Source organism: Candidatus Saccharibacteria bacterium, from assembly GCA_017983775.1.
Lineage (GTDB): Bacteria > Patescibacteriota > Saccharimonadia > JAGOAT01 > JAGOAT01 > JAGOAT01.
In genome coordinates this window covers 23056-37354 of record JAGOAT010000004.1, presented here as the reverse complement: position 1 = coordinate 37354, position 14299 = coordinate 23056, and the positions used below count along the sequence as shown (strand labels likewise).

The following is a 14299-nucleotide window of genomic DNA, read 5'->3' as shown; positions in this document are numbered from 1 at the left end:
GTTCAACTACCACAGTGGATATCAAATCACTTGAAACTACCACCAATCTAACTAATACCATTGCCAATGGTCAAGTGATTGGTACTTACACCAATGAAGATGGAGTCAGTGTAGATATCAAAGAATCAGTCACTACCTTAGTAAACAACAACGATGGCACATATTCATATACTAGTGAAGATGGTTCAGTTAGTGTAATTACTGATACTCTGGGAACACTCATTTGCGGAGACAAGCAAATAGCAATTTATTTGAGCACAAATTGGCAATGTATGGATTATTCTGAACTTAATATTAATACATTCGTTACCAATACTCAACTTGGCAATTTGATTGCTACGTATACCAATGAACAGGGAGATAGTGTTGATATCAATGAGACAATTACAACAATGACGGTGGATGTACCCGGTCAAACCATTACCTATATCAACGAAAAGGGAGATACGGTTGTGGCGGATATAAGATTGCTAGAAACCACTACGGAATTAATTGATGAGGGTAATGGCAATTATACATACATCAATGAGGATGGAGTCAAGACTAGCTTTACTGATTCTTTAGCGCAATTAAGTTGTTCCAATAGTCAAAGCATTATCTGGAGCAATGGAGGATGGATTTGTGGCAACCAGGCCTCAGGTGGGGAGTTCAAGATCACTGATGGGACATCAGGACAAGTCGTTCAGCCTGGTGATACGATCAACTTCTTGGCAGGTTCGGGACTCAAGGCTAGTGTTAGCTCTGTTGATACTGTTAAGTACGAGCTAGTAGCTTGTAAGAAGGGTCAAATCCTAAAATTTGATGGGGCCAATTGGCAATGTGGGAGTGACATTGACACCAATACGGATACTCTTGCTAGTCTGAACTGTAGTGCTAACCAGATAGTTCGTTGGAATGGAACTGTTTGGACATGTAGTAATGTCGCAGATACATTATCCAGTCTGAATTGTAGTAATGGGCAGATAGCTAAGTTTTCTATCACCAGTAATGCTTGGGTATGCGGTAATGATTCCGATCTTTTGGCTAGCATGAATTGTAGCATTGGGCAATTTATCCAGTTCAATGGTACGAGTTGGGTTTGCGTCAATGTATTACCATCAACTCCCCTGGAGTATACGAGGGCATTTGGTAAGGTAGCAGCCAATGGTACAGGACTCAGGGTTCATGGTGCGACAGTAGCCAGACTGTCGGTTGGTAAATACCGTGTTACTTTGACAACTCCACGAACCACAGCGAATTATACCGTGATGTTGGGTAGCCTGGAGTCTGATTCAACCAGAGATAGTATTGGTACCCATGTTTTTAGTCAGTCTACTGGAAGCTTCGATGTGGCAATCAGTGAAGGTGATAATGGTGCAGCAGCAAATACCTTGGTCGATCGAGATTGGTATTTCGAGGTGATAGATTTTGATTAACAAAAATCACTATTCGAGGTCAGACCTCATCAATTTTGATCTGTTGGGAGGTTTAATATCGAGGTCAGACCTTGCAATAGTTCTTGAGCCAATTTTGCTATATAATAATCATTAATGAAAACAAAAGATAAGGGTAGATATAGGATCAATCGAAAGGTAATATCTGGGGCGTTGATCGCAGGCTTGAGCTATTTGGTAGTTGGTTTTTTGTGGGCAACCAGACTTCAGGTTTGGGGAGATGAAGCATTTAGCATCCAGATAATTCAGTTAGATTTTGCTAAAATAAATCAAGTAACTGCTGCAGATGTTCATCCTCCTTTATATTACTATCTATTAAAAATCTGGGCAGATATCTTTGGTAATGGTGAGCTTATTCTTAGATTATTTGGATTGATCTTGGTGGCGATTTCCGTTAGTGTGATGGTTCTGATAGCTTACAGGTATTTTTCTGCAAAGGTTGCATGGATTACTAGTATCATTATGATTACCAGTCCATTTGCTATGCGTTTAGGCTTGGAGATCAGGATGTATTGTTTGGCATTTTTGATTACCAGTTTGCTATTTTGGTTCTATTTGGATTACAGGTCTGGCAACCAGACCAGGATTAATCTTCTTGCTGTTGCCATCTTGGCAGCTTTGTCAATCTATACTCATTATTATGCAATCTTCCTATTGATCGGATTGGCAATAGTTGAATATTGGGATTATGCTAGGGGATTTAATCTTAGAAAGTTCTGGGGGTTTGTACGGAACTCTTGGTTTTTTAGAGTTGGTATCCTGACTATTATCTTCTACCTACCATGGATTAACGTCTTTATTGGACGACTAATTGGTTTTAACGGTGGATTTTGGGTACCAAAGCCTAGTTTATTCTCAATTTTCTATCTTCCAGTGCTATTCTTGACAAATATTGAAGAGTATTTGATGTTTGGATGGCCAGCATTGGCTATTGGTTTTGTAATTTTTTGCCTTATTGGTTTTAATTACAGGAAAATATGGAAATTTTTTGTGTCTACTCAGAAGAAATCCAATAGCGACAATATTAATTATAATTGGTTGCTACTAACGAGGATTGGGCTTGTGGTGACAGTAGTGATGCTGGGGATTTCTTTGGTGTTTAAGACATCGGTTTTTTATGGTCGATACTTAAGCATATCGGTCTTTTTTACTTTTGTATTTACGATTGCTGGATTAATTGGTGCCTTGTTATTAGATAGATCTAGGAGGTTAGCTGTTTTGGCTACGGGTATCTTGTTATTAATCGGGGTCGTTTATAGTTTTGTTTATGGAAACACAAGACTCCTGAAAGAGCAGCAGGTTACGGTATACCAGGACAAAAGCGCTATCGAATGTAGTATCGATAATAAGAATGGTAAAGATAATATCTATCTGATAGATGATGATAGTAATTATTTGATATATGACTATTATCTGAGAGATATTCTAGATCAAGATTCCCAGTTCTATTTGATAGGAGACAAGGAAAAACCAGATATTAATGGTAGTGCCTGGAAAAGGGTTATTAATGAGAGGGGAGCCTTTAATTATCTGAGCAAAGGAGAGATTGTTAGATCCATAGATTTTTACAATAACAATATATGGTATGTTAGCTGGAATTGGCCTAGGTTTGAGGATCCAGGAGCCAAGGATTCACTCTATCGCGATTATCGAGTAGAACAGGTTTGCCAGCCAGATGCTAGACTTCTGACTGACTATGACGCGGCCCGAGCTTATCGACTGGTACCCAAATAACCTCTGTCTAAAATAGATTTATTATCATCACCCAAACCTCTATTTCGAGGTCAGACCTCATCAATTTTGATCTGTTACAATCAGCAATTTCGAGGTCAGACCTCGATCAATGCTTATGTTATAATGATTTAAATGGTAGTAGCAAAATCACCCAAAAAACCTCAGCCCAAGAAGCCTACTTTGGTGGCAAGCAAGACTAGCAAGATTAATAAGACCGCAACCAAGTCCCAGTCATCGGCTAAAGATAGACCAATGTCACGGGCGAGAAAAAGTAGTCGTAAGGCCAATAGTGATTCTGATGTAAAATTATCTTTTTCTGATGAATTAGGTCAGACAAGAGCTAAATATAGCTGGAAGATTAAGTTATTGATCGGACTGGTGATTTGCCTAGGGCTGGTTATTCTTGGCTTGATTGGCTATGGAGCATTAAATCTCAAGCAAGATTTAAATAATAGATTGGATAGGGAAGAAGGTAGAGAACAGGAAGTATCTAATCAATCTGATGGGAGTGATATCGAGAAAAAGGTCAGAGACTTGATCGAGATTCCAGAAGAGGAGGCATTGGTCAACATTGCTTACATCAATAGCCAGGAGGCGCTTGATACTCTCAGTGCTGGACAGTCGGGATTGCTTAGCCGGGCAGAGATCGGGGACTACTATTTAGTCTTTGATAATCGAGCAATCCTCTATCGAACAAGTAGCAATAAGATTATCGAATACACACCAATAATACGTTAAGCTGGTTGATGTAGTAAGTCTTTAATTGAGTTACTTCTGCCATTTCAAGGTTAGACCTCGAAATTTTATATCTGTTAGAGTGGTCAAAAACGAGGTCAGACCTCGTAGAGGGGGTTGGGGGAACGGATGGATTTCGCTTGTTATTTTCTGGTGGATTTGATAAGATTGTCAGGTGGAAATTAATTTTTCCTAGACTTGGCCCCATCGTCTAGAGGCCTAGGACGCCGGGTTTTCATCCCGGAAATCGCGGGTTCGAATCCCGCTGGGGTCACCATAATCTATCATATAGAGGTTAAGAAATGGGAAAGGATCCAGACACCGTTACTGGTTTTAAACATCAGATGGATGCACTGAAGGCTTCTGGTAAAGGAGAGAAAGTTCCTGGCAGGAAGTCCAGGTTCACAAGGTTTGCTCGATGGGTATTAGGTAAATTTGGTTTATTGACTGAAGAGAGATAGGAATTAGGGGATAGGGGACGGTTTTGATCTTCGGAAGAGGACAAGACCCTGATCATGCTAGGGTGAGAGTAGCAGAGATTTACTGTTAGTCGCATTGGGGGTGGTATTTTATGGTTGGGTGTTTTTATGTAGATACCCTGGTATAATCAAGTTATGAAGCACACAGATCTATCTGGAGGAGTAGTCCATCAGATGCCAGAAGACTTGGCCAAGGCATTGGATTCAAGTACAGTAGTAGATATCTGGCAAGGATTAACTCCATTGGCTAGGAACGAGTTTATTTGTTGGGTAGAGAATGCCAAACAAGAACAGACTCGTGCTAAGAGGATACGGCGAACTATCGAAGAACTAGAGGAAGGCAAGCGTCGACCATGTTGCTGGGCTGGATGTATCCACCGGACGGACAAGGAGCCTAGTAGCTCGCAGAAATTTGTTTATAAGCTATAAATTTAGCTCACTTTTGTAGTTATTGAGGTCTGCTTTATTTTTAAAGTGTTTAATTTATGAAAAAGGAGAGAATAGTGCCAAAGGTCAAAAATAGTCAATCAGGTAATGCTAAGTATCTGATAGTACTAAAAACATATTGGAAGTATGCAGCACCACATTGGAGATCTGGAGTCTTGGTAATACTGATGGTAGTATCAGCAACACTTTTATCTAATACTCTGAATCCCTATCTGATTGCAAAAGTACTTGATAATTTGGTGTTGCTGGAAGGCCAAGGTGCTAGTACGATTTATTATCAATCAATTAAGATGGTAATTTTGATATTAGTTATTCAGATGAGTTTAAATTTTCTATGGAGGATTGCTGAGTTTGTTTCAGATAGATTGGTGGTTCGGGTTTCAAAAAGTTTGTCGCAGGATAGCTTTGACAAGTTGATAGCTCAGAGTTATCAATTCTTCACAGATCAGTTTGCAGGTTCTTTGGTCAATAGGTATAAGCGATTTTTCAAAAACTATCGAGTCATCTATAAGGAATTTGTGTTTAATATATTGAGTATGATGACCAGGATTGTCTCGGCTGCGGTTGTGGTTGCATTTGCCTCACTGACTATTGGGGTAGTATTTGCGATATGGGTAATGGTTTTTTCAGTAATTATGGTCTATCTATACAGGAGTAGTTCTGGCTATGCTGATAAGGTGATCGAAGAAGACACAATCACTACTGGTATATTATCCGACAATCTGACAAATGCTTTGACTATTAAGGCTTTTGGCAGTAGTGAATATGAAGAGCGGAGGTTTGCTAGAGTAGTGGATAGACAGCTGACAGCTTATTTGGGGTATTGGAAGAGAAGTAATATATTAAGATTTATTCAGGTGATAGGTCTTTCGTTGTTTGAGACATTGGTATTGTATCTAACAGTTGTAGCAGTATCCCGAGGTAGCTTGAGCTTGGCAATGGCGATTTTAATGCAATTTTATTTCAGAAGGGTATTTTCTGATCTGTGGGACTTGGGGAAGTTGATAGAAGGTATAGAGCAAGCCCTGCATGAATCCTGGGAGATGCTTGAAGTAATTGATCTTGTTCCTGACATCTTAGATAAAGAAGGAGCCTTGAGTGAAGGCGTTAGTAGGGGTAAAATCGAGTTTAGCAAAGTTGGATTTAGCTATAATGGAGAGCAAGAGTCTATATTTAGTGATTTTAGTCTATTGATTAAGCCGGGTGAGAAAGTGGGCCTAGTCGGTCCGAGCGGAGGTGGTAAAAGCACCGTCATTAAATTGATCCAGAGATTTTATGATATTGATTCGGGGTCGATTAAGGTTGATGGGGTTGATGTTCGGGACTATCGGCAGGAATATTTGCGTCAAAGTATTGCTTATGTTCCTCAGGATACTTCACTATTTCATCGTAGCTTGAGTGATAATATCAGATATGGCAATCGGGAGGTCAATGATCGACAAGTGGTAGAAGTATCAAAGCTAGCTCATGCTGACAATTTCATTCGCAATTTTCAAGATGGATATGATTCGATGGTCGGAGAAAGGGGTCTAAAATTATCTGGTGGTCAAAGGCAAAGAGTAGCAATAGCCAGAGCGATGTTGATAGATTCACCAATCTTACTACTGGATGAAGCCACATCTGCATTGGATAGTAAGAGTGAGAAATATATATCAGAATCATTGATTAGATTGATGAAAAATAGGACTACGGTAGTGATTGCTCATAGGTTGAGCACTATTAAACAGATGGATCGAATCATTTACATTGATTCTGGCGAGATTATTGAGGAGGGTAGTCATGATCAACTAATCGCTAGGAAGGGTAAGTATGCTGACCTCTGGAGTCATCAAGTGGGGGATTTTTTGGGGGAATAATGTGGCATTACCAGAAGTTATCTTTTGTTGTCAAGAAAGCAGATATCATCGACGTTTGATCGGTAAAATCCGCACCTCCAGCCAGGTGAGGCTTCACTGATTCATAATAAGTCTCTAGAGTCATCGGAGTAAGGTGATAAATACCACCCCCTTCTTTTTCGGATCTTTGGAATTTAAAATCTTCAGGGCGATTACTAATTACTCGTTTAATAGTCATGCTACGTTCTTTTACGGTATCAAACCACGATATACGAGTACATGTATATTTGACATCAATTCCCACCAATACAGTGGTATCCGTATATGATTGTATAAAATAAACGGATAAGGGTAGTAGTATTTCTCGATCTGAAAAGAATTCTTTTGGTTGCATTTTTATTTCTCCTACTTCCTATTATTACGTTAGATTTAAACTAAGTCTACATTTGATGGGTCAGTATGGACACTAGTCCTAGGAAGAGGCTTCGGGCCGGGTTTTCTACCATTTGCTATATCTACAAAACCCTTTAGTGTTTCGACTTCAATTACAAATTGAGCCACTGGTTTCCCGTTGACTTCTGTAATTCCAGATCTTAAAAAACTTCCAATCATATTCATTCGTGGATCTTTGTAGAGAAAATCAATTGCAGGCATGCCATTTATGTACTCAATATTGGATATATCAAGCAGTTCTATTACTTTTTGGGGACCTACAGCCCATACCAGGTCAATTTGTTCCGCGGAAAGCTCTAAGTTATCAGCAAGGATCTGTTTAATACCGGGTAAGCTACTACAGGCAATTGCCTCAAAGGAGCTAGTGGATATTCCAGTGCGAAACATTTGCTCATTGGTATAGTTATATGGTTCTTTAGAGGCTTCTAATATCTGGTCTGGAGTTATACGGTTATCAAATTCTGATCTTTCAGTACTGCCGAACTTATCCCAGGGGTAGGCGTACCAATCGGTCCTATTATACAGATCAGGGTTAAATATAATGTAATACCCATCAGGAAAGGATGCGTCTTCTGGGAGTTTAGAATTCTTGGTAATCGTACGAGTGAATACACTATCTGCACTGCCGGAATTTATGTCTGATATACTAGACATGCCATTTATGGCTGCTCCTCTCCGAAAGCGTTCGGTGCTAGACATTAAGCCACCAGATTTCACTATCTGGATTATTCGATCTGGGGTCGGTACACGATGGAAAGAAGCAAATTCGCCATGCCTAGACATGTATTCTAGATGTTTTTCTGGGGAAACGAGTGTGGAATAACCAGGAAAGACTTCATATCTTTCTAAAAATGCAATCTCAGTTAGTTCATCTGGGGTTAGTTCGGGATAAGATTTTTTGTGGTGCCAACAATATCTTGCAATGCAATATTCTCTTATAGCTTCGAGGGTCGGGGGGGTTAGACCATCAGCAACTCCCAAAATGTTTAATACTTCATTGACCACTTCTTCGAGTTTTAGGTCATTCAGGTTTCGTTCTTCAGTACAAGGTATCTCAATATCAACTAAGCCAATTACTGAACGAACTACCTCACCATTACGTTCTGGTTGAGCTACTCTTATTTTGACTCCTTTATATTCTATTAAATAAGCTTCTGATACAGTTAGATGTTTATTATCGAGTGAGCGGTAAGAGATTTCGTCTACCCTTACTAATGGATGTTCATGTGCATAAATACTATTAAGAGCTTCTATTATCTTATTAAACTGAGCGTGTGTTAGTTTGAAGTTAATACCAATATTACCAAGATCTCTTCTGTCTACAATATTAATTTGTTGACCTTCAATATGATTGTGATCACATATTACTGTCTGAATATTTCTGAAGAGAGAATTGGATGATTCTCTACTGCTAGTCTCTAGTCTTTCTAATGCTTCACCTAAGCTTGAACTCATTCCATTTGTATAGTTCGAACTAATTTTGAATCGATTTCTGATAACCTCAAGCCGACCAACTAACCCACTGGTTACTTCTTTGGCAATATCACCAGATAATCCAGATTCTCTTATGATAGAGAGTATTGCATCTTTGTCTAACCTTTCTAGAAGTAGCTTAGCTTGTCTAGCCATTTCTTGTTCTGTAATTCCTTGGAACACTTGTCCTGCTGGATAGAGTGGATTTCGCATGGTTTCTAACTCAGGAATGTCATATGAATTGAATGTTTTTCTGCCACCCTGAGCACGAAACACTAGGGAGCCACCATTGTTTATGCGGTACAACCCATCCCTCCCTTTAATAATGTTTTCGTAATTCTGACCAACAACATCCCAATTGCCAAGAAAGGCGTCAACTACAAAACAGTCTCCAACTTCATGGTTAGCACCAAAATCCTCTAAGTATACAGCCCGTGAGTCAGGAATTTTCAAAGATGCTATAGCTAGATGTCCGTTAACTTCTACTAGCTTCGATCTCGCAGCTTTAATGCCAAGTTTTTCGTAGATTGCATTTGTTATAAATTCTATCCTTGCTTGGTCGGGATCTTCATAAAATTTTAGGTAGAATTGCTCCTTGCTGTATGGATGCTCATACCAGCCATCTTGGGGACCTATCTGGACATACTCGTTAGGTATACAGGCCATTTCCTGGCTCTTTACTGGGGGTGCTTGAGTCACAACCTCCATTATTAATAAGTCCCTAGATTAGTCAGTAGATTCGATCTATCTTGATTGTGGGTATCTAATATTGAACTAATCTTCATATGTTTTTATTTTTGTAATATCTACATTAAAGCATAGGTTGATTCGCTTGTAAATATAGAATAGCTGAGTATATATAAATCACTTTTGGGAATCAAGTGGGGGATTTTTTGGGGGAATAATGTGGTATAATCTTACCTGCTGGAGAGGTGACCGAGTGGTTGAAGGTACTGGTCTTGAAAACCAGCGGGCGGGAAACCGTCTCGTGGGTTCGAATCCCACCCTCTCCGCCAGATAGAAGCATGAAGAGTAAATTTCTTGATAAGTTCAATCAGATAGCCTTGCCAGGGTTTACGCTTGGGGGTCAATTGGCGATTGCCTTAAAGTATCCTAGCTTTGGCTATATACTAGCCTTATTGTCACAACCTTTTTGGTTATATTCCTCTTGGAAGAGTTATAGAGAGGCTAATCAGATCGGAATCCTAATAGCCTCTGTGGGGATGTCTATTATAGTTGGGATAGGGTTTATCAATTATTGGTTCCTGTAGAGTTATTGTTGTCCACCTCTTAATCCAGCAAAGGCTTGATATACGGCATCCCTAGCTAGTGAATGGTTGAACGCTAGATGGGCTATTGCCCCCTGAATCCGTTGAACAGCCTGATTGTTAGTATCCGCATTTGGCATATTGATGACCGTAATAGTACCTCGATTGCCAATATGAGTACCAGCTTCGCCCTTAGACCAACCTTGGGATGGATCAAATCCTTGCTCGGTTGCCAGACGGATAAAAGTAGCAAAATTGACCGCTGTGTCTTGCGGAGATACTATGTGATGAACTTTTTGAGTAGAATCTGGATCAGCCAAAACATCTGCTCTGAGGGACAGTAAATACATCAGGGACTGAATTGATACCATTGCTTCAGTCGAGGTAATATCGGATGGAAGTAGCCTGTAAAATGCCACACCTAGAGGATTATCGACTCTAGCAATAGTATCGACAGCTCCAGCGCCACTGACGCCTAGTAGGACAGGACCAGAGCCAAGGCGATATTCTGTAGCAATTCCAGCTGCCTGCGAACCAAGCGAGATTCCAGCCAGTCCAACTTTGGTTGGGTTATTAGTGAGTCGCATACTTATTCCATTTTCTGCGAGTACCTGATTGAATCCGTCAGACAAGATCGCATTTTCAGCACCGATTAGGTCGAGACCATATCCAGCAAGGATCTGAGAGATTTTGTAGGCTGTGTCGGGCTTGATTAGATCAGTTAGGCTACCGCGCTCTCCGTGATAAGCAGGATCAATGCTGATAGTAGCAATTCCCATCGGCAGCAAGACAGTACTATAGCTAAAGGCTAGTTCTTTGCCTGTACCAACCCCAGGTGCCAGAACCACCACTGGGGTATTCTGGATGTCAACACCTTGGCTAGATGCTACCTGGGGGCTGGGTAGATCTAGGATAAATGGGATTGCTTCGGGGTACTTGTTGAGATTGTTGGCTCCAAAACTAAGATTTTCAAACTGGGGAGAACTAAAAGTACCTCTGACTCGAATGGCACCAGGATGTCCTGGGTGGTTTGGTCTTTCGATCTTGCCAATCACTATATTTGGCAGATGATTCTTGACAGTATCTGCGAATGCTGAGAAGTGTGCTCTGGCTTCGGTTTTGTAATCTGATGTCTTAAGGCTGGTGAAGGCCAGGACATCGCTAGGTTGAATCCCGCGTGCAACCAGTTGACTAAGTACTGTATTGCCATACTCCCTTAATGGTCCACTACCAAATTCTGGATCAAGAGCCCGAAGAACATTATCACTAGGTGATAAGGGGTTGCCTTGGGTATCTTTAATTCCCTTCTTTGCTACTATCAAGTATTGAGCATTGGGATCATATAATCTACCAGGTCTGGAGATTAGAATAGTGTTACTATTAGCGTCATCTCGATTGGGATCTCCTGAGTCAAAGAGGCTTAGTCTAAGGCTGGCTTCTTCTGGTTGCCCGGTGGTAAGGTTGATAATCAGGACTTTACCAACGGCAGATTGCAGGTCAACCTCGCTTCCAAATTGGATTGCCACATCTACAGTCCCTGGCAAAGGTTTACCTTGGGTGATTGCCTCGATCGCGTGATTGGTATTTGGATACAGGCTAGCGATTTGTCGCCGGACTAGCCCTGGGTTAGTGATGCCAACACTTGGTAGAGGAGTAATAGCACCGCCTTCGGGACCGAAGCCAATTGCGTTGGGGGTAGCACTAGCTACTTCTGCGTTGGGGGTAGCACTAGCTACTTCGGGGTTAGGATTGCCCCCAGCTACAGGATTGAATGGCATTACACAGCCAGCCGCTAGGGCAGTAACTGCTCCTAGAAAATCTCGTCTAGTAGTCTTATGAAGTTTTTCCATATACTCCTTTATTCTAACTAACTTATAGCACTCAGCTACTAGCTATGCAAGCATAAGCAGATTAGATAACTGTGAAATTTTGAGGGTTTATTACCTAGAGTTAAATAATATCATTAATTGGATGAGTACAAGGTTGCTTGTACTCGAGTCCCTAACTCGGCAGTGGTATAATGGGGCTATGATCAAGGTAAGTAAACAATCAAGCCAACGACAGTTGCTCGAAGGGTGGGCAATTGATAAGAAGCTCGGTCTGATCAAGAGCTATCAGACCAAAAACTTTGTAGATTCTATACGCCTCGGTGTTGAGATCGCTGAGTTGGCTGAATTGATGGGGCATCATCCTAGGCTGGTAATAGATTATGCAGAGTTGGAAGTCAGTTCAATCACTCACTCAGAGGGTGGATTGACCGACAAGGATTATGAATTGGCAAAAAATATTGATAAAATCTATAATGAAGGTTAAAATCTTGATTACCCACTAGCAGGTTAGGAGTAAGATGTTTATTATTGATAGAAATAAGAAATTTTGTCAGAGTTGTGGGATGCCACTAAGTAAGCAGATGGAGAATTGGGGTAGCGACCAATATGGTGCCAAGACAGATCAATATTGTCAGTATTGTTATCAAGATGGTCAGTTTGTGAGGGAATGCAATTGTGAGGAGATGCAGGCTATAGTCGAGCAAAAACTAGTAGAGATGCATTTTCCACGGTTTGTTGCCAAACAAATGATCAGAAAGATCCCAAAATTACAACGCTGGCAAACCAACCCAGGAGTAAAAGATGGCTCAATCTAGGCTAGTGACCAAGGCTGTAATTGCCGCCGCAGGCTATGGCTCAAGATTTCTGCCAGTGACCAAGACTATTGCCAAACCAATGTTACCTGTTCTCAATCGTCCCTTGATAGAGTATATCGTAGAAGATTTGGTTGGGGCGGGGATTCGGGATATTTATATCATTGTGGCCAAGGGTAATGATCAGATAAAACGTCACTTTAGTCCTGATCCAATGATCAATAGCTTTCTTAGGGCACATGGTAAGATAGATAGATTGGCTCGCTATGAAGAGTTTTATCAATCAGTTCGTCTGCATTTTGTCGAGCAAGATGTTAGTCCAGATGCACCCCATGGGACTACCATTCCTTTTGAGTTAATCAAGGATCAAATTAGTGAAGGTGAATACTTCTTGATGTTGATGGGGGATGACTATGTCTACAATTCCGGCAATGATATCAAAATGATGCTAGAATACTTTGCTAGCTCAGATGGCGATGGGCTTGTGGTCTGCCAAGAGAGACCTGAGGATCAGCTCTATCGTTATGGAGTATTTGGACTAAGACAGCAAGATGGCAAATTATATATCGATGATGTGGTAGAGAAGCCAGAGCCAGGTCAGGCACCTTCCAATCTGATCAATCTTGCTCGCTATATTTTTGATAGTCGGATCTTTGATTACACCTTGAGACAAGTTAGGAATGGAGATTTGGGTTTGGGCGAATATTTGTTTACTATTCCAATGCTTGGATTTGCCAAGGATTATCGATTGGACCCATATCTCACAGAAGGTAAACATTTGGATTGTGGCAATTTGGAGGGGTGGTTAGAAACCAACAATTTCTTCTTTGAAAAACTTTAGACTTATGTGAGGCATGAATGTCAAATAGTCTGAGTATAAAGTATAAATATTATAGATCAGGCTCCTTGGTGCTCTGGTTTCGTGATGATCAAGTTTATTTTAATCGATTCGATAGTATTTATATCAGTAAATTGGGCGGAGTGCAGGAGGCAAAAGAACGTAAAGGAATGCTGACGGTTTATTATAATACTGATATCTATCCAGATCATCGCAATCTATTGAGAGCAATTCAAAATTGTCTAGGTAGACTGAGGCACTGTCGGATTTATTTGTCCTGACTTGTTTTTCGGGGGCTATAGGTATCTTTTTATCTAATCAAATCAGCTTGCTTCTTAGATTCATAGGCCATTAAGCACAATATTTCTAGTTGATACTGTGCATCGTCTAGGGCTTTGTGATTGAATTCTTTATCTGGCTTTATGTTATCAGGCAGGGATGATTTTTTGGTTTTATTCCAGTCCCAAGGAAAGCCTAAGAGGTGAAAAGCTGCACTCTTGATATCTAAGGGCGAGGTACAAAAAGGATTATCTACCTCTAGCTCTATGCAATAGAGATCAAACAGTGCCTTATCGTAGCCGGCATTGAACCCAGTAAAGACTGCTTCTTTTTTATGCTCGTTACGAAGTAGCTTGACCCAATCAGCAAATTGACCGAGGGCTATACGGGGGTCTAGCCCATTCTTGAGAAGTTGATCTCGGTCAAGACCATGATCACTGCAGAATTGTTGATAATCAGGAATGAATAATTGGTTTTTTTGGATAGACTAGGCTGGAGAATGTACTTTTACCATCCGGACTTACTCCAGCAATTTCCAAGATAGACCCATAGCCAGCAATTCCGTCTGCCTCCAGGTCTACGGATATGTATAATTGGAGGGCATTGATAATAAGCTCACGACCTAGTTCGATTCTGGTTGCTAGAGGGGGTTCACTATTAAATATTTGTTCCAGTAGTAATAGT

The 14299-nt window shown here is 40.6% G+C and carries 14 protein-coding genes and 2 tRNA genes; 13 read left to right on the top strand and 3 right to left on the bottom strand.

Annotation, left to right across the window (positions count from 1 at the left end; all coding sequences use genetic code 11):
• The 7 genes from KA531_00985 to KA531_00955 form a co-directional block, all read left to right on the top strand.
• The coding region (locus KA531_00985; GenBank protein MBP6005465.1) for a hypothetical protein at nt 1-1415 on the top strand (1415 nt) is incomplete at its 5' end.
• Nucleotides 1416-1529: 114 nt separating this feature from the next.
• Complete coding sequence (locus KA531_00980) at nt 1530-3167, top strand: glycosyltransferase family 39 protein (GenBank protein MBP6005464.1); 1638 nt, start codon at nt 1530-1532, stop codon at nt 3165-3167.
• A 132-nt stretch (nt 3168-3299) separates the two neighbouring features.
• Nucleotides 3300-3905: a hypothetical protein gene (locus tag KA531_00975; GenBank protein ID MBP6005463.1), complete on the top strand. Its 606-nt coding sequence runs from the start codon at nt 3300-3302 to the stop codon at nt 3903-3905.
• A gap of 197 nt (nt 3906-4102) precedes the next feature.
• Nucleotides 4103-4179, top strand: a tRNA-Glu gene (locus KA531_00970).
• 25 nt (nt 4180-4204) lie between these two features.
• Nucleotides 4205-4363 carry a hypothetical protein gene (locus KA531_00965; protein MBP6005462.1) on the top strand — a complete coding sequence of 53 codons (159 nt, stop codon included), beginning with the start codon at nt 4205-4207 and terminating at the stop codon, nt 4361-4363.
• A gap of 153 nt (nt 4364-4516) precedes the next feature.
• Nucleotides 4517-4810 carry a YdeI/OmpD-associated family protein gene (locus tag KA531_00960; GenBank protein MBP6005461.1) on the top strand — a complete coding sequence of 98 codons (294 nt, stop codon included), beginning with the start codon at nt 4517-4519 and terminating at the stop codon, nt 4808-4810.
• Nucleotides 4811-4866: 56 nt separating this feature from the next.
• Entirely contained in the window at nt 4867-6684 is a 1818-nt protein-coding gene (locus tag KA531_00955; protein MBP6005460.1) for an ABC transporter ATP-binding protein, read from the top strand.
• Between the two features lie 7 nt (nt 6685-6691).
• Here the strand turns inward: KA531_00955 and KA531_00950 are convergent, their stop codons facing one another.
• Together KA531_00950 and KA531_00945 are read right to left on the bottom strand one after the other, a co-directional pair.
• A complete protein-coding gene (locus KA531_00950) occupies nt 6692-6901 on the bottom strand; it encodes a hypothetical protein (protein MBP6005459.1) in 210 nt (69 codons plus the stop codon).
• A 191-nt stretch (nt 6902-7092) separates the two neighbouring features.
• Nucleotides 7093-9297 (bottom strand): hypothetical protein, encoded by a 2205-nt coding sequence (locus KA531_00945; GenBank protein MBP6005458.1) that lies wholly within the window; start codon nt 9295-9297, stop codon nt 7093-7095.
• A gap of 218 nt (nt 9298-9515) precedes the next feature.
• Here KA531_00945 and KA531_00940 point away from each other — a divergent pair.
• A tRNA-Ser gene (locus KA531_00940) sits at nt 9516-9605 on the top strand.
• Nucleotides 9606-9614: 9 nt separating this feature from the next.
• The gene (locus KA531_00935; GenBank protein ID MBP6005457.1) at nt 9615-9860 is read left to right on the top strand and encodes a hypothetical protein; all 246 of its coding nucleotides are present in this window, start codon (nt 9615-9617) and stop codon (nt 9858-9860) included.
• Nucleotides 9861-9862: 2 nt separating this feature from the next.
• Here the strand turns inward: KA531_00935 and KA531_00930 are convergent, their stop codons facing one another.
• Nucleotides 9863-11707, bottom strand: coding sequence for a twin-arginine translocation signal domain-containing protein (locus KA531_00930; GenBank protein MBP6005456.1), 1845 nt, complete (start codon nt 11705-11707; stop codon nt 9863-9865).
• 121 nt (nt 11708-11828) lie between these two features.
• Here KA531_00930 and KA531_00925 point away from each other — a divergent pair, with 121 nt between their 5' ends.
• From KA531_00925 to KA531_00910, 4 genes are read left to right on the top strand one after another with little or no spacing between them, the layout of a single operon-like run.
• Nucleotides 11829-12170 (top strand): 4a-hydroxytetrahydrobiopterin dehydratase, encoded by a 342-nt coding sequence (locus KA531_00925; protein ID MBP6005455.1) that lies wholly within the window; start codon nt 11829-11831, stop codon nt 12168-12170.
• 34 nt (nt 12171-12204) lie between these two features.
• Nucleotides 12205-12501 carry a zinc ribbon domain-containing protein gene (locus tag KA531_00920; protein MBP6005454.1) on the top strand — a complete coding sequence of 99 codons (297 nt, stop codon included), beginning with the start codon at nt 12205-12207 and terminating at the stop codon, nt 12499-12501.
• Entirely contained in the window at nt 12488-13339 is an 852-nt protein-coding gene (locus KA531_00915) for an NTP transferase domain-containing protein (GenBank protein ID MBP6005453.1), read from the top strand. Before KA531_00920 ends, KA531_00915 begins: the two co-directional genes overlap by 14 nt.
• A gap of 17 nt (nt 13340-13356) precedes the next feature.
• The gene (locus KA531_00910; protein MBP6005452.1) at nt 13357-13617 is read left to right on the top strand and encodes a hypothetical protein; all 261 of its coding nucleotides are present in this window, start codon (nt 13357-13359) and stop codon (nt 13615-13617) included.
• The last annotated feature ends 682 nt before the right edge of the window (nt 13618-14299 follow it).